Annotated in this window: 15 protein-coding genes; 11 read left to right on the top strand and 4 right to left on the bottom strand. The window is 49.6% G+C overall.

Annotated elements, in window-relative coordinates; all coding sequences use genetic code 11:
* Positions 1 to 41 precede the first annotated feature (41 nt).
* Positions 42 to 1,436 (top strand): helix-turn-helix transcriptional regulator, encoded by a 1,395-nt coding sequence (locus tag EL628_RS02640; RefSeq protein WP_161975225.1) that lies wholly within the window; start codon positions 42 to 44, stop codon positions 1,434 to 1,436.
* Positions 1,437 to 1,494: 58 nt separating this feature from the next.
* Here the strand turns inward: EL628_RS02640 and EL628_RS02635 are convergent, their stop codons facing one another.
* Positions 1,495 to 2,400 carry a glucosaminidase domain-containing protein gene (locus EL628_RS02635; RefSeq protein WP_126578247.1) on the bottom strand — a complete coding sequence of 302 codons (906 nt, stop codon included), beginning with the start codon at positions 2,398 to 2,400 and terminating at the stop codon, positions 1,495 to 1,497.
* 1,014 nt (positions 2,401 to 3,414) lie between these two features.
* Between EL628_RS02635 and EL628_RS02630 the strand changes: the two genes are divergently transcribed.
* From EL628_RS02630 to EL628_RS02610, 5 genes are all read left to right on the top strand, one after another.
* Positions 3,415 to 4,050, top strand: a complete 636-nt coding sequence (locus tag EL628_RS02630) for a double zinc ribbon domain-containing protein (RefSeq protein WP_126578246.1) — start codon at positions 3,415 to 3,417, stop codon at positions 4,048 to 4,050.
* A gap of 748 nt (positions 4,051 to 4,798) precedes the next feature.
* The gene (gyrB, locus tag EL628_RS02625) at positions 4,799 to 6,730 is read left to right on the top strand and encodes a DNA topoisomerase (ATP-hydrolyzing) subunit B (protein WP_126581851.1); all 1,932 of its coding nucleotides are present in this window, start codon (positions 4,799 to 4,801) and stop codon (positions 6,728 to 6,730) included.
* Positions 6,731 to 6,919: 189 nt separating this feature from the next.
* The gene (locus EL628_RS02620; RefSeq protein ID WP_126578245.1) at positions 6,920 to 8,695 is read left to right on the top strand and encodes a serine/threonine-protein kinase; all 1,776 of its coding nucleotides are present in this window, start codon (positions 6,920 to 6,922) and stop codon (positions 8,693 to 8,695) included.
* A 130-nt stretch (positions 8,696 to 8,825) separates the two neighbouring features.
* Positions 8,826 to 9,722 (top strand): DUF4097 family beta strand repeat-containing protein, encoded by an 897-nt coding sequence (locus EL628_RS02615; protein ID WP_126578244.1) that lies wholly within the window; start codon positions 8,826 to 8,828, stop codon positions 9,720 to 9,722.
* 5 nt (positions 9,723 to 9,727) lie between these two features.
* On the top strand, positions 9,728 to 10,435 hold the full coding sequence (locus EL628_RS02610; RefSeq protein ID WP_126578243.1) for a hypothetical protein: 708 nt from the start codon (positions 9,728 to 9,730) through the stop codon (positions 10,433 to 10,435).
* Positions 10,436 to 10,562: 127 nt separating this feature from the next.
* Here the strand turns inward: EL628_RS02610 and EL628_RS02605 are convergent, their stop codons facing one another.
* On the bottom strand, positions 10,563 to 13,628 hold the full coding sequence (locus EL628_RS02605; protein WP_126578242.1) for an AfsR/SARP family transcriptional regulator: 3,066 nt from the start codon (positions 13,626 to 13,628) through the stop codon (positions 10,563 to 10,565).
* A gap of 203 nt (positions 13,629 to 13,831) precedes the next feature.
* Positions 13,832 to 14,827 (bottom strand): class I SAM-dependent methyltransferase, encoded by a 996-nt coding sequence (locus tag EL628_RS02600; protein ID WP_126578241.1) that lies wholly within the window; start codon positions 14,825 to 14,827, stop codon positions 13,832 to 13,834.
* A gap of 174 nt (positions 14,828 to 15,001) precedes the next feature.
* Here EL628_RS02600 and EL628_RS02595 point away from each other — a divergent pair, with 174 nt between their 5' ends.
* From EL628_RS02595 to EL628_RS02585, 3 genes are all read left to right on the top strand, one after another.
* On the top strand, positions 15,002 to 15,667 hold the full coding sequence (locus EL628_RS02595) for a transaldolase family protein (protein ID WP_126578240.1): 666 nt from the start codon (positions 15,002 to 15,004) through the stop codon (positions 15,665 to 15,667).
* 842 nt (positions 15,668 to 16,509) lie between these two features.
* Positions 16,510 to 17,079, top strand: a complete 570-nt coding sequence (locus EL628_RS02590; protein ID WP_161975224.1) for a ribonuclease FAU-1 family protein — start codon at positions 16,510 to 16,512, stop codon at positions 17,077 to 17,079.
* A gap of 64 nt (positions 17,080 to 17,143) precedes the next feature.
* Positions 17,144 to 18,562 carry a class II fumarate hydratase gene (locus tag EL628_RS02585; protein ID WP_126578238.1) on the top strand — a complete coding sequence of 473 codons (1,419 nt, stop codon included), beginning with the start codon at positions 17,144 to 17,146 and terminating at the stop codon, positions 18,560 to 18,562.
* A 25-nt stretch (positions 18,563 to 18,587) separates the two neighbouring features.
* Here EL628_RS02585 and EL628_RS02580 read toward each other — a convergent pair whose 3' ends face one another.
* Positions 18,588 to 19,637: a DUF6585 family protein gene (locus EL628_RS02580; protein ID WP_126578237.1), complete on the bottom strand. Its 1,050-nt coding sequence runs from the start codon at positions 19,635 to 19,637 to the stop codon at positions 18,588 to 18,590.
* 280 nt (positions 19,638 to 19,917) lie between these two features.
* Between EL628_RS02580 and EL628_RS02575 the strand changes: the two genes are divergently transcribed.
* Positions 19,918 to 20,331, top strand: coding sequence for a MarR family winged helix-turn-helix transcriptional regulator (locus tag EL628_RS02575; protein WP_126578236.1), 414 nt, complete (start codon positions 19,918 to 19,920; stop codon positions 20,329 to 20,331).
* A 72-nt stretch (positions 20,332 to 20,403) separates the two neighbouring features.
* Entirely contained in the window at positions 20,404 to 21,363 is a 960-nt protein-coding gene (locus tag EL628_RS02570; RefSeq protein WP_126578235.1) for a ring-cleaving dioxygenase, read from the top strand.
* Positions 21,364 to 21,406 lie beyond the last annotated feature (43 nt).

The raw sequence follows: 21,406 nt of genomic DNA, 5'->3' as shown, positions 1-21,406 counted from the left end.
AGCAAGAAATGTTTTCGGCCAGGTGTGGAATGGAGCTATCTATGGGGTCATCTGAACAGCTTTTGCAGATATTGAGTTCGATGTTAATTGAGATGAATGCTTTGCAGGTGCAGCTTGACGCTCCTATTGGTCAGGGTGATCGCGAGGACAATCTTCGCGAAGGTCTGCGGAGTTTACAGGAGATGACACGTGCCGCGCTGACCTCGGTCCGTATCTCCTGTGCTGATCTTCTGCCAGACGAGCTTGAGGGCGTTGCCCTCTCAGAAGCTCTTTCGCGTCTGGTGGAAGAGAGTGCCGAACGGCTCAACCTTGCCAGTCGCGTGGCAATCTCGGGAGCTGATGAACATGGTCAGCCCGAAGGAAAGACGATTGCGAAGGTTATAGAGAGGTTGCTCTTTGCTGTTTCACGTGAAACATTAGTACAGGTGGAGCAACATGCAGGCGCGCGCCGTATTCGCCTGACCTTACAGTATGGAGCCGATGAGATTCTCATGAGCCTTGAAGATGATGGACTTAATCCTTTGCTTGGTCAGCATTCTATCGAGGGCGAGAGTGAGGGAACACAGGTGCTTCCTTTTGTCCAGAGTGAAGGGAAGCGAGAAGAGCTGGCCCTCCCCTCTATCATTACCGACCTGCGTTATCGGTTAGAACATCTGGGAGGGAGCCTGGAGATTCGGGCAACTGGTGAGCAGGGGACGCGTGTTCAGGTCCGTATGCCCTATCTCTGTTCATTTCAAGAGCGAGCACAGGAGCCTGTAGCTATCGTGGAAGCCGCGCCCTCGCATCTTGTGCCAGCAATGCGAGAGAATGTTCGGCTTTTGATTGTCGAATCACAGTCCGTTGTTCGTGCAGGACTTCAGAGGCTCCTCTCCTCCTACCCTGGTCTGGAGATCGTGGGAGTGGCCGCCGATGGTTTGCAAGCGGTGAGTGAGACATTAGAACTGGGCCCACAGGTTGTTCTCATGGATGCGCTCTTGCCCGCGGGTCAGACATTGGAGGCTCTGCGTCAGATCAAGCAACTCAACCTGGGGACGCGCGTCCTGCTTCTGGCTGTACAGGATCGTGAAGAGTATCTCTACGAGGCCCTCAGGGCGGGGGCAGATGGCTATGTCCTCAAGGATATCGAGCCAGATGAACTTGTTCGGGCCGTGCATGCAGTCGCACGTGGAGAGTTACAGCTTCAGCCTCAGATGGCCGGTCGGCTTATCTCCCGTCTGGGACGGCAGGGCCGCTATGAGACCCTGACCAACCGGGAGTTAGAGGTTCTGCAACTTCTGGCACGTGGATTACGCAATAAAGAGATTGCAGCTCGCCTGTTTGTCAGCGAGCGCACCGTAAACTTCCATCTTGCCAATATCTATCAGAAGTTAGAGGTCTCAGGCCGAACCGAAGCCTTGAGCAAAGCCTTAGAGCAAGGATTGATTCCGCGACCCTGAGACAGAAGAGCCCACAGAAAAAATCTTCTGTGGGCTCTTCTGTCTCAGGGGATGATCGCTATACCACAATGCCACCATTGCGCCAGACATCGATAGCATGTTTTACACTATTGATATAAGCCTGTTCATCGTTATGATCGGCGGCGGGAGCATATTTGGGAATAATCTGATCGACGGTTGTACGACCCCAACCGGCAACATACAGATTACGAATGAGCTGGTACCAGGCTTCGAAGCCAGCTTCCCAGGTGGGAAACCAGGCATAGCCATCGCGGCACACGGCTCCATCGATGCAGCGAAGATTGCCGAGCGAGAGGCTGGAGCGGGCCTCGCCCTGAGTTCCAAATTTGCTCTCATGCAAAAAGAAAGCCAGCGCAAAGGTCGGATCAATCTGATACTTCACTCCCAGATCATAAAGTGCCTGTCCTTTGCCAGCAGCAGGAGAATTATAGGTTGCCAGCACTTTGTTAATTGTATCTGCTGTGATAGTTGGTGCGATCAGAACTGAATATGGGCCTGTTGAAGGGGGGAGCGTGACCTTGGGGGCCAGAGGCTGGTTGACGCGCCAGCTGGATGAATCAACTGTATAGACATTACCACCCTGTCCATAGCTTAGCGTCGTTCCTCCTGGACGTTGTAGCGCTGCCGCTGAGATCAGAATCACAATGAAAACGACACTGATCACACCGCAGATAATGAGTGGTTTGAGCCAGGGAAGATGCCGTTTTAATGGATGTGGCTCGTACTCATCTACCACCATTTTCGAACGAACGGTCAGTGAAAGTTCGTTCGTCTTCTGCATCGTCCTGGCAATAACGGTGCTTAGCTGGAGAGCTTCTGGTTCCTCTTCTTCTTCCTCAATCGTAGTTTCTGGGAGGAGACGGGTGCGGCGACGCGGAACGTACGTGTCCACCTCAATTGGCTGTTGAGACATTGACTTCTTGGCATAGCTACCGCTCGCCATTGGGGTCCTCCTTTATTGAGACGCTCTTAAGTAGACTCTATCGAGAGCAGACGCTGTCTATTGAGACACTCTTAAGTAGACGCTATCGAGAGCAGATGTTTTCTATGAATTAGAACTTTTGTTCTAAGCCTTGTTCACCTTATTATAGCACTGCCTCTGGCATTTGTATAGAGTTTTACCAGTAAAAAACAACGTTTGCATGTCTCTATCTTTCTGCTCGCTCAGTATAATAAGATAACGAAGCTGAAATGAGTAATTGGCGAGTCGGATCATGTCTCATCTCAATCGCTTTATCAAGTAGAACTGCCTCATCGCAATGTGAAGCATCGACATACAACTAGTTACAAACTATAATAGCACCTTAAAAGCTGCTACAGAATAAGAAAAAAGTCCCGTTTCGACTTTGCTGTACAAATTAGAGAGAGAGGAAGATTGATGCGGCGCATTTTCGTTCCAGAATGAAAAATCCCTTGCAAAGGCCGTGAAATTCTTTCTCTTTAAGCTCAAAAAAGATCTCTAGCACGCCTTTTACTTGTAGAAAAAGTTATCTAGCTCCTGTTGAATGAAATAAAGCTGTGCCTTAGCCATAAAATGAGGCTCCGTTCAGGGGTTGCACGTACTACTAGAGATATGGCAAACTTGCTAGTGAGAGCTCTCGTATAAAAAGACAATGACTCGATGAACGGAAGATAAGAAAAATAGACGCGCTATAAAATGGTCTTTGAAAGAATGGTCTTTGCATAACTACCCTGTTCATCTTTGTAGGTAGCCTTGCGAAATTACACTAAATTACATAGGTAAAAATCTTTATTATTGGTTGCCTGCTGATTGTATAGTAACTTGTCGATGATAGTGGTTAAGGGTTTACAGAGCACATAGTCCTAGTCTGTCATCAGAGGAGCTTGTGAATCGTTTTAATTGCAGTGTAATGTAATCTAAAAACAGAGTGGGCACAATCTGTTGTGCTTTGTAATGATGTAGCTAATCTTCGAATCTGAAAGGGGCGTTGGTCCTGTGAGCGGAAATTCATTAGTTTTATTAGCGATCAATGCGACGCAACCTGCGTCGACAGCCAATCCATTAGATAAATTTACGAACATGGTCGGACCCCTGATTGGGTGTACGGTGGCTTTTTTTGTTATTTTCTGTCTGAGCCTGGTTATCTGGGCTTTCCGCGATATTCGCTCTCGCACGCAAGATTTCTTATCTCAGGTGCTGGCAACTATTCTGGTTGCTCTCTTTCCCATTGGGGGATTGTTCATCTATCTGATTCTCCGTCCGCGCCAGACTCTGGCCGAGATCTACGAGCGTCAGTTGGAAGAGGAGTCCCTGCTGGCTGAGATGACTGAGCGCCAGACCTGCAATAATTGCCATGCTCGCGTTGAGGGTGATTTCCAGGTCTGCCCATCCTGCGGCCAGAAGTTGAAACGCTCCTGCCCCAAGTGCGAGCGCTTGCTCGAGCTACGCTGGATGTTCTGCCCTTACTGCTCTACGAATGTCGCCAGTACATCAATGCCACCCAGTATGCCAGGAATTGGACCTATGCAAGGAATGCCCCAGGGTATGCAACAGGGTCTACCTCCAGGTATGCAGCCCAATGGTCCTATGCCAGGTAATCCAAGTATGCCGTTGAGCGGAAATCGTTTTTAGCCTTATCCCCCGCTCTCACTTACAAAGCAGGATGCCATGAGACGGTTCTCAATTGTGCCCACTTACAGGCTGTCTCTTCTGTGACTATAATCCGGCTTCTTCATGTACAGGCAGAGCGCTCCTACCCATGGTGAGAGATGCAGAGGTGCCAATTTCGGCACCTCTGCCTTTTCTTTTCACCTTTTTCTTTTTCTGTCCATTGCGGTTGTCCGTTCAACCTATCTACTTTGAGGATAGCATAAAATGTGCTATAATGATGTGGCGAATCAGGACCAGAATTGGCAGACTAGCCACTTTTTGGTTGTGTAAAAAGAATGTGAAGACAGAGAACTGGCCCGCTAAGCACTACTTCCTGGCATATGTTTCCAACCACATATGTTCCCCTATTGGATGTACAGCGTGCGGGATACTTTATCAGGCGTATACCTGTACAAGACAAAGTAATGAGAGCAAGAAGATATGACCCCGTTCGACTTCCTGGCCTGTGCTCTATGTGTGTGGTGTGATGGCCGAAGCGGAATGAGGGATAGGTCGTGCTCAGTCAGAGCTCCGCGTTGAACAACGTGTGTGTATGCAGTGACGCTTGTCCTGAATGTTGTAGCTCCATGCCTACGTGGCAGAGTACCCATATTGGAGTGTTTGAATGGCGAAGACGAGAGAATCTATGATGTCGGAGCAACTTCCTGATGACTATACTGATGCTCTACTCACAGACAATAAACAGCCTGGGGGAATTGAAGAGGGGAAGATGAACGGTAATAGTAATGGACCTGGAAACACGAATGGCTATAGCGGACAGAATATTCAGATTCTCGAGGGCTTAGAAGCTGTACGGGTACGCCCGGGCATGTATATTGGTGCGACTGATCAGCGGGGCCTCCATCATCTGATCCAGGAGGTTGTGGATAATAGTATCGATGAGGTGATGGCCGGGTATGCTGATACGGTGAAGGTGGTTATCCATCCAGATGCTTCTGTGACGATCTCTGACAATGGTCGTGGTATTCCGGTCGATGAGCACCATCAGCGTCCAGGGATGTCTACCCTTGAGGTGGTGATGACGGTTCTGCATGCAGGTGGTAAGTTTGGTGGTGGTGGGTATCAGATCAGTAGTGGTCTGCATGGGGTCGGTGTCTCGGTTGTGAATGCTCTCTCAGAGTGGTGTCAGGTCGATGTGGCTAAAGAGGGGAAGCTCTATCGTCAGCGCTATGAAAAAGGTGTCCCTGTGACGAAGCTGACGGAGATGGGAGCGGTTGAGGGTTCGGGCACGACGACGACGTTTCTTCCTGATCTTACGGTGATGGAGACGCGCGATTATAGCTTTGAGGCACTGGCTCAACGCTTCCGTGAGATGGCCTACTTAAATCGTGGTCTGACGATTACTCTGATCGATGAGCGCAGTGATCGCGAGGCTACCTTCTATTTTGAGGGCGGCCTGACATCTTTTGTACGCTATTTGAATAAGAATCGCAATGTCTTGCAATCTCGCCCGGTCAGTGTGGTGCGTGAGATCGATAAGGTGAAGGTCGAACTGGCTCTGCAATATAATGATAGCTGGTCAAGCACTGAGTTCTCGTTTGCGAATGGCATTAATACTGTTGATGGCGGTATGCACATTACAGGGTTTCGCAGCGCTTTGACACGTACGCTTAATGAGTATGCTCGTAAAGCCAATATTCTGAAGGAGAAGGATGGCAATCTGTCGGGCGATGATGTGCGCCAGGGTCTGACGGTTGTTCTGAGTGTGAAGATCCCTAATCCTCAGTTTGAGGCTCAGACGAAGTCGAAGCTGAATAATGCTGAGGTTCGTCCCATTGTTGAGTCGATTACGACTGATCTGCTGACTCAGTATCTCGAGGAGACTCCTGGCGAGGCAAAGGTTATTATCGATAAATGTCTGACGTCTGCTCGTGCTCGCGAGGCGGCTCGTGCAGCTCGCGATCTGATTCAGCGTAAAAATGCTCTGGATACAACGCTTCCTGGTAAACTGGCTGATTGTAGCGAGCGCCGGGCAGACCGCTGTGAGCTCTATCTGGTAGAGGGTGATTCCGCAGGTGGTTCGGCCAAGCAGGGTCGCGATCGCCACTTCCAGGCGATCCTGCCGTTGCGCGGTAAGATTCTTAATGTCGAGCGCGTTGGTCTGGATAAGGTGCTGAAGAGCGAAGAGGTAAAGAATATTATCACTGCTCTTGGGGCCGGTATCGATGAGCATTTTAATATGACCAAGCTGCGCTATGGTCGCATTCTGATTATGTGCGACGCTGACGTTGATGGTGCCCATATTCGTACGCTGCTGCTGACTTTCTTCTTCCGCCATATGCCCGAGCTGATCCATGATGGACATCTGTTTATTGCTCAGCCGCCTCTCTACCACATTAAGGTTGGGAAGCAGGTCCACTATGTCTATACTATGGAGGAGCGCGATGCGATTGTCTCCGAATATCGCTCGACCCATAATGGGAAAGAGCCGGAGATTGGCCGCTACAAAGGTCTGGGTGAGATGAATCCGGAGACTCTGTGGGAGACGACGATGGACCCCGCTCGCCGCACGATCCTTAAGGTGAATGTCGAGGAGGCCATTGAGGCTGATAAGACCTTCAGTATGCTGATGGGCGACGATGTGATGCCCCGCAAACGCTTCATCGAGAGCCACGCTAAACTGGCAAACCTGGACGTGTAAGCATAGCTTCTTCGCAGACAAGAAACGATCGACCCTCTACTGGCAGATGGTCGATCGTTTCTTGTCTGCGAGGGCGAAATTTGCGCGCTCTTTTTAGATCAGTCTCATGATTTCGTTCGTGTTATATAGGGGAAGGCGCGCTCTGATGGCTTTTCTCTTTGGACTGTTTGATGCTTTGAAGGAACAACTATGCGTATGGCTTCTCTGATCTTTTGCGATAATTGTGGGGCAGGCAATCAACCTGGTAGTAGAACCTGTTTCTCTTGTGGTGCTCCCCTGACGAGCTCTCAGCCTGCTTCTGCTCACTATCCAACAGGACTTCTGCCGCAGCAGTTGTTGTTGAAGCAGCGCTACCGTATTCTACGCACAATTGGCAAAGGTGGAATGGGTGCGGTCTATGAGGCTGAGGATCTTCAATTGGGGAATCGCCTCGTTGCCGTCAAAGAGATGAGCGAGCAGAATCTTTCGCCACAGGAGCTGGCCCGCGCCGCCGATAATTTTAAGCAGGAGGCTCATCTCCTGGCAAAACTTCAACATCCCAATCTTCCAAGTATCCATGATTATTTTACGGAGTCTGGTCGCTGGTATCTGGTGATGAACTTTATCCCGGGCCAGACGCTTTCTGACTATCTGGCGAAGAAGGGCGGCAAGCTCCCACTGGTAGAAGCGCTGCGTATTGGTATTACACTCTGTACTGTTCTGGAATATCTGCATGAGCAGAGGCCTCCGATTATCTTCCGAGATCTGAAGCCTTCAAATATTATTCGATCCCCTCAGGGCGAGATCTATCTCATTGACTTTGGCATTGCGCGCCACTTTAAGCCTGGTCAGGCGCAGGATACGATGGCCTTCGGATCAGCGGGGTATGCTGCCCCTGAGCAGTATGGGCGTTCTCAGACTACACCCCGCTCGGATATCTATAGTCTGGGTGCGATTCTCTATCAACTGCTCTCGGGCTGGAATCCTGCCGATTCGCCCTTCCGTTTCTCACCTCTGGCATCACACAGGGTCCGTGTGCCTGCCGATCTGGAGGCTCTGTTACTGAGAATGGTCGAGGTTGATGATCAGAAACGACCTGCCAGTATGCTTATTGTCAGACAGGAGTTGCAACGCATTTTGCGTGAGTCCTCCCAGAACTCTACCACTCCCATCCGCTTAACGGGCCCCAGCCCTGCCTCTCCAGCCTCCCCTACCAGGCCCGCAACGGCAAGATCAACGCGCTCTCAAGCTCAGGCAATGCGCCAGCCCGCCGCGCATCTGCTCCACGTCCCGGATGTCAGGCGCTCTGCCCGACGTGTTCGGAGTAGATTTGCTGGCTGGAGGCATCGCAATGCTCCACATCAGCCAGTTCGTATTATGCAGGGCGTTCAGCGAGCTCGCGCGGTAGTGCTCAAACCTCAGACCTCTTTCTGGAACTTTACCCCTCGCCAGATCTTTGCTACCCTGGTGGCTGCTCTTCTGTGTGCAACTATTACCGTCTGGCTGGATCGTACCCATTTCCCGACCTGGTATACCCTGTACGTTGGGATTGTCCCCTTTCGGATCAGCATCTTTCTGCTCCTGGACATGGTCACTTTAAGCATTGCCCTTTTCTGCGGTGCAAAGTGGGGGCCCTGGTCGGGCCTGCTCTCCGGTGGCGTTGGGACGCTATTGGGAGATTATGTCGTCTATTCTGGACAGAGCTTTGGCTGGCCCTGGGATCTACGTGTTGCCCTTGCAGGTCTGCTGGTTGGATTATTCTTGTTGCGAGCCCGACCCCAACGAGCCCTGTTTAATAGTGCCATCCTCTTTGCCATTCTTCTGAGTACCGCCTTTGCCAGCTATACAGACATGTGGCTGCAACGGCAGACCTCGCTCGTTGCCACCACTATTTTTATTATCTACAGCACCATCTCCGTGATTAGCTGTCTCATCCTCCTCTCTCTCCCCTTTTACAGCTACAAAAAGAGCCGCAAGAACCCCTAACCATTGTTCTATAAGGTCTGCGTTATCTGGCATCTACCTCATTAAGTATTTCAGAAGGATAGAGACCCCCAACATTTCACGCCTGTGGACGTTTAAACTGTGCTATTGTTCTCTATTCAAAGGATTGATTATGAGCTTTACAGATCCTTATCGACAGGCTTCGTCTCGCTATGGCTTTGTGCCTGAGAGAAGATTCAGGCGTAGACGCCTCAATATTGGCTGCATTCTGCTGCTTCTACTCATCGTTGGGATACCAGTCCTCACATTGTTGCCCTTTATCCCTGGCTGGTCAATTGGTCCAACCACCATTTCTACCAGTGCTCAACCTCTCTTGATTGTAAATAGTTCCAGGTATGAAAAGATTGACCTGCCCCTCATCCGTATCCATGTTGGCAGTGATCCCCAGAAGATCGTTGTCCAGAAGATCAGTCAGAACCCCATTCACTTGCCCTGGTCGATGGGAATCGACGGCTTTCAACAGAACAGTGATCACAGCATTATTATTCTCAATGGAGATCCAGTGACAGACTCGATCCTGGACATCGCCATGCCAGCCAACAGCGACCTCAACGTTGATACCAATGCGGCCAGAATCGATGTCACAGGTCTCACCGGTCATCTCAACCTGAGCAGTAATAGTGGATCAATTACCCTTACTCATTGTCATCTCAGTGGAGCATCGTTAATCGCCGATAATACAGGCCTGCTAACAATCAAAGATTCGGCCCTCAATGGCGCGGCGACGATCTACAATAACACGGGCTCGATCGTCTTCCAGGGCTCAATAGGCTCTTCTGGCATCTATTCTTTTGAAAGCAATACTGGTTCCATCGATGCGACCCTTTCGAAACAGAACTCCTTTCATCTCAATGTATTCAACAACACTGGCACCAATAGCTCCACAGATCCTGGCGTGAACGTACAGGGTAAAGAGGCCCATCTCAATGTTGGCACTGATCCAGAAGCCCAGGTAACATTTAAAGACAACACTGGCAATATCACGATCTCTACTCAGACGGGAGCGTAACATATATGAATAGCTTTATGACCCCCTACCGGCGCCGACGTTTTCGTTGGGGCAGATGGCTTTTTCTGCTCCTCCTGATCGGAGCAGGTAGCTTCTTCTTCTATAAATGGCAGACTGGCAACGTTATTACCGTTGATCCAGGCACGACGCTCTATATTGATGAATGTGATGGCTATGTCCATATTCATCCGAATAGCTCGACAAATCAAGTCATCTTGCAGGGCCTGGGGAGTATGTTTGTCTCCTCTCATCATGCTTTAGATAGCAATACCATGATTATTAATGGCTGTGATCTGGATATGACCGTTCCCTCTTCCATCAATCTCAAGATCAACGCCTCAGAGATTGATGTGTTTGGTGTCAGCGGACAAATGAATCTGGACTGCAATGGTGGGCCCATTAATCTGATCCAGACTACCCTGACGGGGAAGAGCCTGATCGAAAATAATGGTGGTTCCATCGTCTTCCTGGGTGGTTTTGATGCTGGCTCTTTGCCAACATTTAGCTCCAATGGTGGAACACTTGACGTATCCCTGAAGAAGGATGCTGCACTACACCTGAAACTGACTGGTATCCTGGATGCCGTTAGCTCCAACATTCCGGGCATCGTTAGCCCAACGGGGATTGCCGACACAACTGATATTGGCAGCAATCCTCAGTCAACTCTCACGCTAGATGTGAATGGTACAGCACTGGTGTTACAAACAAACTGATTCACTCCCAAACCCCAGATTGTAGTCAATGTAGTCATTGCAGTAGTTGCTTCATAACGGAGATCTCAGCCCCCGTGTGTTTTCGTTATAAAGCAACCACCACTATAAGGGCGGTCCGCAGAGGTCTTCAGGGCTCTTCTTGTGCTTGCTCAATAGCCGTCACAAGTGTGTCTATATGCCAGTAGCGTGTCCCCAGGTTTGCTGATTGCTTCTTCTCGTTTAAGCGATAGTCGGGTGGTAAAGCAAAGTTTGCTTGTTTGAGCTGCTCTTTATTCTTGCCAAAGATCCAGGCAACCTGCCCAATGGTCAGATCTTGATTGGGATGTTGCGTCTGCCAATGCGTTAATCTGGTTCGACCGGGTTCTTTGACGGCATCGTAACAGAGTGGACAGCTGATTGTTGGATAGGATTGTCTTCTCTGTTTTGATAGTGGCAGTATTTCATAGCTATCTTCCTCCTCATCATCATCCTCATAGTCCATCATTGACTGATCATAGCTGCGCCAATTATTGCGTTGCGAGATATACTCATTTTTATCGACCAGTTGATGTGGGCAGAGATGCGTAATATCGATAGAGAGCTCATAGAGTAACTGTTTCAAAGGGAAGCGCTGGCTCTCGCTCTCCGTAATCTCATGGCCATAGTAGCTACCATATTCTCGGCTCTGCCCCGGTTGACTGCGCAACCGTTCAAGCAGATCACCTGGAAGAAAGGTCGCTGCTCTTCTGAGTGGGAGATGGAAGCTATAGTGAGCATCTGGACTACTATATTGAAATGTGATCAGGCTCCAGCCTTCAGGATCGAGTCTCCGTAGCTCGCCCTCATCCAGGTCATCCCATCCTGGCATGTTCCGTCTATGCTCAATGCCGAGCAGCTCCGTTGGATCAAACAGCAGAGCCTCAAGTTTTTGAGGCGGAATCGGCTGTCGACTGATCTGTGCCTCCTCAATCAGCTCCTGTAGGCAAGCATGGAGATAGCGTTCGACGACAAACGTATCAAGCTCTTCAATATCTTTCTGCTGCCGAGCCTGCTTACCAGTAATGCGCTGAAATAGACTGGCTGCCAATTGCTCCCTATCCTGATTAGCTAATGAGTCATGTTTGATGGCATCGCTGATGAGCTCAAAGAAGAGCTCTGTAGCCAATTCAACAGCTATCTCGCACTGAAAATCTTTTGTGAAGGCCCCTGATCCATCGACATAGAGAATGGGCTGGATCATCTCCTGGCGATATGCACTCTCCAGCAATAGAGATTTGATCTCATAGAGCCCCTGTCGATCAGCGTATAAGAGTCGTTCACGCGCCTTCGCCCATGCATTAAGATGAAAGAGTAGTTGTAATGTATGTTCAATCTGCACTGACTGGCAGAGCCATTCTAATCGGGAGGGGAGCACCCCTTGAACTATATTGGGAATACGAACTGGATAGCCGTAATAGTGCCAGGAGGCCAGCGGGCGTTCCTGCAACTGCCTCTCCCAGTCTGGTTCCGCAGTTTTCTGTAATTGATAGGCCAGCTCCAACAGCTCTTCACGGAACCGAAGATTATCTCCCTGAGAACGCAAAGCCAGGCGGTGGACGAAACGGCACGGAATCCTCTCAGTCGTAATCTGTGGGTAAGCAGGTAGACAATTAATAATAGCATCATGGGCGGCTGGAGCCAGAGCACTGAAGCTCACATAAGCGTATTCCTCATGTGGTGATACTGTCAGCAGAGTATAGTCTTGATACTGAACCTTCCCACTTATCCCTTGACAGGAGAACTGAGGCTTTATCCCGGGCACCAGTTTTAAGAGCGAGATAGCATCTTGCAGCGCTGCATCAACCTGCTGCCATTGATGAGGGGGGCTACAATCGAGTGCATAGAGGCATTGATACGCCGGGAGAGCCAGAATCTCTGCACAGTGTTGGTCGAGCCAGCGGAAAAACTCATGTGCTTTCGTCTGATAACTGCCATCACTTTCTAACAACGCCTCCTCGCCCAGGATAGAGAGAAGATTTCGCTCAAAAAGTGCATTCCTTTGTGCCCAGGGGGCCATCTCGCTCAGAGCCTCCTGTCTAAAAAGTGGATCGTGTGCAAATTGCTTGCAGAACGTTTTAATTGTGCGCTCAGTAGCCTCTTCAAAATAGAAATTGCGCAGAAACCGCCCCTCACCAAACACCTTTTCCCTTTCTCGCTCTGCATACCAGAGCGTTAACTGGCAGTCACCAACCGACGAACCAGTATCGAGCTCAGCCGTGAATTTATAGACACCATCATACATTGTATAAACATCCATATGCATAGTATTCCCCTCCAACATCCAGTCCATAAGCCCAATTCCGTCAAGAGAGCTCCTGGGCGTCCCAACATAATAAAGTAGCTGTTTTTCATACAGTGTGCCTCCGCTGCGGAGGCGGCGAGCCAGCATTTGCAGATACTGGCCAGGCTCCTTCTGCTCCTCGCGCAAGATATCTTCGGCATAAGCATACATGAGCAGCGCTTCATGGCGTCGCTCCTGTTCCCCTAGAATAAGCATCAACCGGCCCAAAGCATCCTCATTGGTTGGCTGTTCTTCTAAAAAATGGTAGAGCACCTCCTCCGCCCGTTGTGGACATTGGGCACGTAGATACCACTCTACAAGCTTAAACATCACACGTTGTTGGGCTCCATAAATAGTGCGTCGTCGCTTTTGTATTCCTGGTTGTGAGAACTCATCTCGTAAAAAAGGTCCACGGATAAGGGCATAAGCTTTTTCTAACAGTGGAAGTGGATTCTGTCCCTGAACCTCGCTCTTCAACGCATAGGATGCGAGATAAAGAAAGGCATCGGCATCGACCCAGAGCAGAGATTGTGGCGAAAGCTTTAAGCTGGTCTCACCATAACCTCGCACAGTCTGTAATAAACTCTGGGAATGAAGAGGAGTGCGCAGAATCTTTCTAAGCACAGAGGCCGCAGAGTCCAGAGCATGTGCCGTATTGAGCGAACCATCATTGTGCCAGATGAGCCGTATCAACTCTTCCCGAGAAGCCTGCCGCCCCTCCTGACACAACAACACCTTTAAAAGCGTAAGCGCTGGCCCTCGATTTCTCCATTCCTCAGCCCTGACCAGCTCATAACGTGCTGGCCCATGCGAATCCGTAGCTATCAACCTTGCAAGATTGAAATCACCTAATGTCCAGAGCCTCAACAATGGCTGCGACTTTCGCCCCTCCATCCAGATCGCCCCTCTCCACCAGACATCCAATGAAACTATTGCACCTGGAACATCTCATATGGATTATGCATATCAGAAATCCACTCTGAACCGATTATAACATAACGCATTTTTCTCATCGTGAGGTTGTCGTGAGGTCTGTATTGATGAATTTTACTATAGGCCAATGGATGCCACAACCAGTCTTAGACCCATTCGATCTCCTAGTTTCTTGCCAGCAAAACCTTATAACGGCTATTGCCCGCGACCTCATCCACCTGTCGGAAGCAAGCTTGTAAGACAGGTTCATACTTCAGGAAGCGATTGGCCACCAGATAGAAGCGGCCCTGTGGGAGAAGGACTTGAGCGGCTTCACGCATAAAGCGTTCAGCAATAGCCGTCGTCTGTACGCCGCCTTGATGAAAAGGAGGATTTGTCGCTACGAGTGTAAAGCGCTCCGGAAGGACAGGCTGAGCTCCATCGCCAGGTAGGACGCGGAGATTGGTCAGCCCACTCTCCTCAATTGCATGCTGGCTGGCGGCTACCGCTGCCAGGCTGGCATCAACCATCGTCACCATCCCCTGTGGAGCACGTCGTGCAATTGCTAGACCGATCAAGCCAGCGCCACAACCAATATCTAATGCCTGATCATCTGGACGCACCTCGAGCGTCTCCAGGAGCAATTGCGTTCCAGCATCAAGCTGATTTCCCGCAAAGGTTGGAGGGGTTATCTGCTCTGGCATCATTGTATGGACCTCATCCTTTACCGAAGAAAGCACGCGATGTCCCTTACTGATCGTGAGTGTCTCTAGATTGCCAAAATATTCTAGCATCCGTTTCCCCACTGATAGAATGCCGCGATCCTTAGCTCCAACGACATATAACTGTCCGCCGGGACGTAGAGCATAGAGAGCCACCTGAACTGCATAATACATCCAGGCATTGCCGGGTTGATAGAGAAGATCCAGAATTGCCACATCTATAGTGGCCGGAGGCTGCTGATCAAAATAATTATGAAAAGGAACAAAGCGTCCCTGTGAGGAGAGCGCCCGTTTGACCCTCTCTACTTCGCCTAGATTATCCTCAGCAAAAAGCAACTGTCCTCGCTTCGCCTGCTGGGCTAATTGAGGCACAAAGGGATTGGCAGCGGAATTGAGTATCAGCAACTGCTGATTAGCCGCTACGTGTACAGTCTCGGAGAGCAAGCGTGATTGGAGCATCTTTCTATTCCTTTATCATCCGTATGTTATTGTATAAGAGAACAGCAGTGAGCATATGGGTATGTGAAGCAAGCCAGAACAGCTCTGTTTGAGTGTGATCCTTCGTATAGAAAAGAGTGTTAACAGTCTCTACAGATTAAGCAAACGAACTTCAGAAAGATTGGAGCAAATTCGATGGCTCTCTATGTTGATACCGCATATCTTGAAGATATTTTCTCTGTTACGCGCACCCTCCCTCTTGCAGGAGTGACGACCAACCCTACCATTCTCTTGAACGCTCAACGGAAAGGGCAGCATCTCACGGCCCGGGAAGTTGCTCAACAGCTACTCGAGCATAGCAACGGCCTCATCTTTATGCAACCCTCAGTCAAAGACGAAGAGCAGGCCTACCAGGAAGCACTTGACTATATAGAGTTGGCTCCCGATCGTATCATCCCTAAAATCCCGATGACAGAGATAGGAGTGCGGGTCGCTCATCGTCTAAAAGTGCAGGGACATACGCTTGCGTTTACCGCTGTCACCACAATTTCCCAGGCGTACACTGCAGGGCTCATTGGAGCCGATTTTATCATACCCTATTATAACCGTTTGATCAGAAGTGGCGTTGATGCAAAAGAGCGTATAGCTCAGATGGCAAAGATCTACCAGGCTCAGCAGTTCTCAACTCGAATCATGGCAGCCAGCATTAAATCTAGCAACGAAGTGGCAGAGGCCTTGCTTCATGGTGCTCATGATCTCACTATCCCGCCACAGATCCTGCTGGACATGATCAGAGACCCGGAAACAGAGCAGGCAGTTGAAAAATTTGAGCAGGATAGAGAGAAATTATCCACACATTAGGCAAGCCACCAAAAGTTATGTGCTGAGAACAAGAGCAAGTCGATGGTAGAAGCCAGTTGGAAAGGCAATTTTTGCGACATGAAAATGTTGTAATAATCTTGTGCGGTCATTTTTCTCGTTTGATGAATATTTATTCATTGTACAGTGAACACAATTCATGGCTTCGTCATGCCATCATGGTATAGTTACTTTTGTAAACGGAAGAGTGAGAAAGCCCTGATGCAGATAAGGTGTGGGATGGGGTAGAAGTGATTTGCAGAGGTGGTTGTAGGGCATTGGGGAGAGTGGAAGTGAGAGGCAGGAGCGTGCCGGTGGGGTGGATAGGGTAGTGAAAGCATGTACCTGTTGGAGGATGTGGAGGGGCGGTATGGTGGACGGCCATCTGCTGCAACGTCAGGCTTGTCATTACTCATCCGGTGATACTGGCTTATTCATGCGCAGGATTTTCCTCGATGTGGTGGTTGGGTGAGGAGAATGGGGATGGTGTGGTAAGGGTGGCCGGGCTTTTATGGTGGTGAAGAGGATATTCTCAGCATGTATACCACGGGGGGAGATAGTGGTGTATGTAGTGGGGGGTGGAAGCCTGAAGGCACACACCTTCAGGCTTCTTTTGGTTTTTGGTTCTCACTACATTTCTGCTAGCTCGCCCCCTTTGTATTGATCTAATGATCTATCAGACCAATTATAATCATCACTATTTATAGGCGTAAGAGCTCCTTTCAGCATTCAAGAGTATAATAGACCAGGCAGTATCTGTGATCTGCTCTTGTTCGTATGTCTATGTATCAGCTATAATTTGAGGGAAAGAGAAAATAATCAGTATGATCGGGGAGGTCCAGAATATGTTGCAGCCAGTACAGATTCGGAAGATGCTCGTTGATGGAGATCAGTGGGCTGGTTGGCAGGGCTATCATATTCCGATGAGTGAGAATTATTTTGCAATCTGGACTCCGATTGGCACTACAATGAACTGGCAGCCTGGCGTCTGGACTGCCCAGAAACACTCACTGATGTATTTCTGGAAAGAGTCCTGGTCTACCATTCAGATTAGTTATGATGAAGAGGGAAAGTTTGTCAGTGGCTACTGCGATGTGGTTCTGCCCACCACAGAGTATAGCAATACAGCGTCAGAGATGATCTATACTGATCTGTATATAGATGTTGTTATACAAGAAGACTATACAGTCTTTACAAAAGATCAAGAGGTCTTCGAGCGGGCCGCTCGCACCTACCCCATTGTGGAGCAATCTCGTCAGAGTTCGTTTGCTGCTCTGGACTGGTTGGAGGCACATGCCAGAAGTTGGACAGGCCCTTTTACGCTCTTCCCGCAGCGGCTTCCGCGTACCGACCTGGAACGACTCACTCCAGAAGAGGCCGCAGCCACTTTACAAGCGCTCATTCATAAGCCATAAGACGGGCGTAGAGCCAGGTGATATACTAATTGCTATATACAGGCTCAAAGAGGAGGAGAAAATTATGCTCAAACCAGAAGATACGCGAATTGAACGCGATTCAATGGGCGAGATGCAGGTCCCTGGCTCCGCTTACTATGGAGCAAGCACACAGCGGGCAGTGTTGAACTTTCCGATTAGCGATCTCCGTTTTCCACGAGAGTTTATTCGCGCTTTAGGCCAGATTAAACAGGCGGCGGCTGAGGTGAATGTTTCACTTGCAAATATTGATTCGCAACTGGCTACTCCGATCAAACAGGCGGCCCAGGAGGTAATTGACGGGAAGCTGGATGATCATTTTGTCCTTGATATTTTTCAGACCGGGTCAGGCACGTCCACCAACATGAATGCCAATGAGGTCATTGCCAATCGTGCCAGTGAACTGCTTGGTGGTTCGCGCGGGTCGCGCACAGTTCATCCGAATGATCATGTAAACTTTGGCCAGTCCTCCAATGATGTTATTCCCTCGGCTATCCATCTTGCTGCCGCAGTAAGTATTGAAGAGAACCTTCTTCCTGCGCTTGACGAGTTACGCAAAGCTTTGTCTGAGAAGGCGCAAGAGTTTTATCCTGTGATCAAGACTGGTCGAACGCATCTCCAGGATGCTACCCCCATTCGCCTGGGACAGGAATTTGAGGGGTATGTAGGACAGATTGAGCGTGGCCTGCAGAGGATACGAACCGCCCAGAATGAGCTCTCTGAACTGGCTCTGGGTGGGACTGCGGTTGGGACTGGGATCAATACGCATCCAGAATTTTCAGCTCGCGTCTGTCAGGAGCTCACAAAGCTCTCTGGCATCAGTGTCCGTGAGACCTCCAATCATTTTCAGGCTCAGAGCACACTCGATAATATCGTAGCGGCCAGTGGCGCGCTGAACGCACTGGCAGTCAGTTTGATGAAGATTGCCAATGATATTCGCTGGCTGGGTTCTGGTCCACGTGCAGGCTTTGGCGAACTTGAGCTTCCTGCCGTCCAGCCTGGTAGCTCGATTATGCCCGGGAAGGTCAATCCAGTTATTGCTGAATCGGTCTGTATGGTCTGTGCTCAGGTGATGGGGAATCATACGACGATCACGGTTGCCGGGCAGTCGGGTAATTTTGAGATCAATGTCATGATGCCCGTTGCTGCTTATAATCTTTTGCAATCCATTAAGATCCTGGCTGAGGCTGCACGTAATTTTAGCCGTCAATGTATAGTGGGATTGAAGGCAACTCCTAAAGGGCCAGAGATGGTGGAGCAGGGGCTCTCGATGTGCACTTCTCTTGCGCCAGTGATTGGTTATGATGCAGCGGCAGCCATCTCCAAAGAGGCTCATAAGACGGGCCGTACAGTGCGTGAAGTTGCTCGTGAGCGTACGCCGCTTTCTGAAGAAGATCTTACGCGCATTCTTGACCCTGTGAATATGACTCGTCCAGGTCTTGATGGTGGTCCCGCAGGTGGCTAAGCCACAGAGGGAAGCGGAAATCGCATCAAAAGATGCTCCAGAGATAGTCCAATAGCTCTTGAAGGGTGTGAACGTCGGAGATCCTTGCGAGAGGGATCGTCTGCCACTGATGAGGCTGGTCCTTACGGCGCAGAAACACTTCGTTTTCACCCACTCCCAATGCTGCAATCTCACTCCAGGGGATAACTTCATCTAATCCCTTCATATATACACCTGTCTTATCAAGTGTAAATGCTCCAAAGTGAAAGGAGAAGCCAGCATTGTAGGCCAGTAGATTGGGAGAGAGCGCTGTTGTATGTTGAATCTGCTCCACCACACCCTGAAGTACGCCGAGATTTGGTAGCTTCGAGACACTTAACGTTGCCCATTCCCATTCATCTCCTCGACGACGCAGGCTTAATGTCGTATCAGAGACCTCCAGACTTTCAAGTTCTGACCAGGGTAAAAGCTGCTTCTCATGCTCAATAGCAATTCCCGCCGGTGATAATACAATCTCTCCAAACGTTAATTTATCCATCTGCGTATATCTAGCGAGCATCCCTGGCAGTAACTGGCGCGTCACCTCGCGCTCGAGAAAACCACCCAGTCGATCAAGATAAGGTAGCTCACTGGTTAAGACAAAGACTTTTCCGTCCTGGCGTACAATCTGATAGATCAGTGAGCTTCGAGCTTTTTTATCAATGATCAGTTCCTTTGAGAGCTCTTTAATCTGGTCCCAACGGATGACTTCCAGCCGTCGTTGGAGATAGATAAGACCTTTGGGACAGAGAAAGACTTTAAGATGGGGTGCAACAAGCGGCGGAAGCAGAATCCAGAGTCCGATGACGAGCCAGGCACCTCCAATGAACAGAACGAGAAACGTCTGGTCATCCGGCCACCAGCTAAAGATTGCATCATAAAAAAAATAGTAGGCTCCAATAATAAAGCCACCAATCAGTAGCGCCAATGGCCCAAATAAAAGATGTACCTGACCAGTATGAGATGGCTCATACACAATGCGTGGAGTTCCTAGTCGATAGGTCTGTGCGTATCTGCGCACACGCTGAGGAAGCTGTCTTTCAGATGTCACACGCATAAATGAGACTCCGCCAGAAGTGGGCCCGCTGGTCAATAGACCGGAGCAAGGCTATACAGTCAGAATACATTAAGAGCCGGGCGATCTACACCATTATACCTCAGACGCCGTTGTTCTTCTACACACTATCGTTGTACCAATGACAGTCTCAAAGCAAATGTCTTCATGCCAAAATTTGTAAGAGACCCCTTGACAAATTTTCAGTTTAATATTAAACTATCATCAAGAAGAAAAAAGAGGGATTGTTCTCAGGAAGAGAGCAATCGAAGAAGGAGGAGGAGTGAGCCGTTCAGCGACTGCAACGTGGGTTAGATTACTCCACGTGTATACAAAAGTCTCGCACCAGGAGAGCGATCTGCTGCGTCGACTAGGCATTAGTTCCGCCCATTTCGATGCCCTGGTCCAGACGATGGAGCAAGAGGGGCTAACGCAGAATGAGCTGTCACAGCGATTGCTTGTCACCAAAGGGAACGTCTGCTATCTAGTCGATAAATTAGAGCACGAGCATCTGCTAGAAAGACGTAGCGATGGTAAAAATAAGCGCCTCTTTCTTACGAGCAAAGGAAAACAGTTGGTAGAAGAGATTCTTCCACAGCAGCAAGCAATGATTGCCGATGCCTTTGCGCCCCTTTCAGCTCAAGAGCAACAGGAATTGCGGAGCCTGTTACGGAAAATTGATCGAGAGCTCACATAATTTTTTTTGCAACCATAGTTTAATATTGAACTGAAATAGATTTGCACCATTACGTGCTGAGGAGAAAGAATCATGCAACTAACCGGATTACACCACGTGACTGCTGTCACAGGTAACGTCTCAAAGAACATTCATTTTTACACACAGGTCATGGGTCTGCGTCTGGTCAAAAAGACCGTCAACCAGGACGATGTCTCGGCCTATCATCTCTATTATGCCGATAATGATGGAGATCCAGGCACTGATCTGACCTTCTTTGATTGGCCTCACATTGGGCGCAATAGTGCCGGTACCGGGACGATTGGAACCATCGCCATGCGGGTTGCGGGTCCAGAAGCTATCGAGTGGTGGGTGCGCCATTTAGAGGAGAACGGAGTTACCATTCAGAGTCGTGGCGAATTTGCTGGTCGCCAGGGCATTCAATTTACCGATCCTGAAGGTATGAGCCTGGCGCTGTATGAGGATGGAAATGCACCTACCAATAGCAAGCCCTGGAAGAAGAGCCCTATTCCTGCTGAGTTTGCCATTCGTGGTCTGGATGTTGCAACAATTGTTGTGCGTCAGATTGAGCCGCTGGCTCTGGTATTGACGGACGTTCTGGGTTTTCGGCAGAGCCGTCACTATCAGCTTTCTGCTGAGGAGGGACATCAGATGTATGTCTTTGAGACTGGCGAGGGCGGACCAGGCACCGAAGTTCATGTGGAGGCTCGTCCCAATGGCCGCAACGGTCGGTTAGGAATTGGTGGAGTGCATCATATTGCCTTCCGCACACCAACTCCTGAAGAGCATCAGCTCTGGCGTGAGCGTATTGCACAGGTTGGCCTGGGCGTGACTCCTGTCATCGATCGTTTTTACTTTAAATCAATCTACTTCCGCGTACCAGGTGGAGTCCTGTTTGAGATTGCTACTGATGGCCCTGGTTTTGCTACTGATGAGGATATCGAGCATCTCGGCGAGACGCTGGCCTTACCACCATTCCTGGAAGCTCAGCGTGCTGAAATCGAAAAAGGTCTGACTCCCATTCAGAATTAACGATCTGAATGAACAATCTGAGACAGCTCCACAAAGTCTGTGG

The organism is Tengunoibacter tsumagoiensis (genome assembly GCF_003967535.1).
Taxonomy (GTDB): domain Bacteria; phylum Chloroflexota; class Ktedonobacteria; order Ktedonobacterales; family Ktedonobacteraceae; genus Tengunoibacter; species Tengunoibacter tsumagoiensis.
This window is presented reverse-complemented; position numbering and strand designations above follow the sequence as displayed.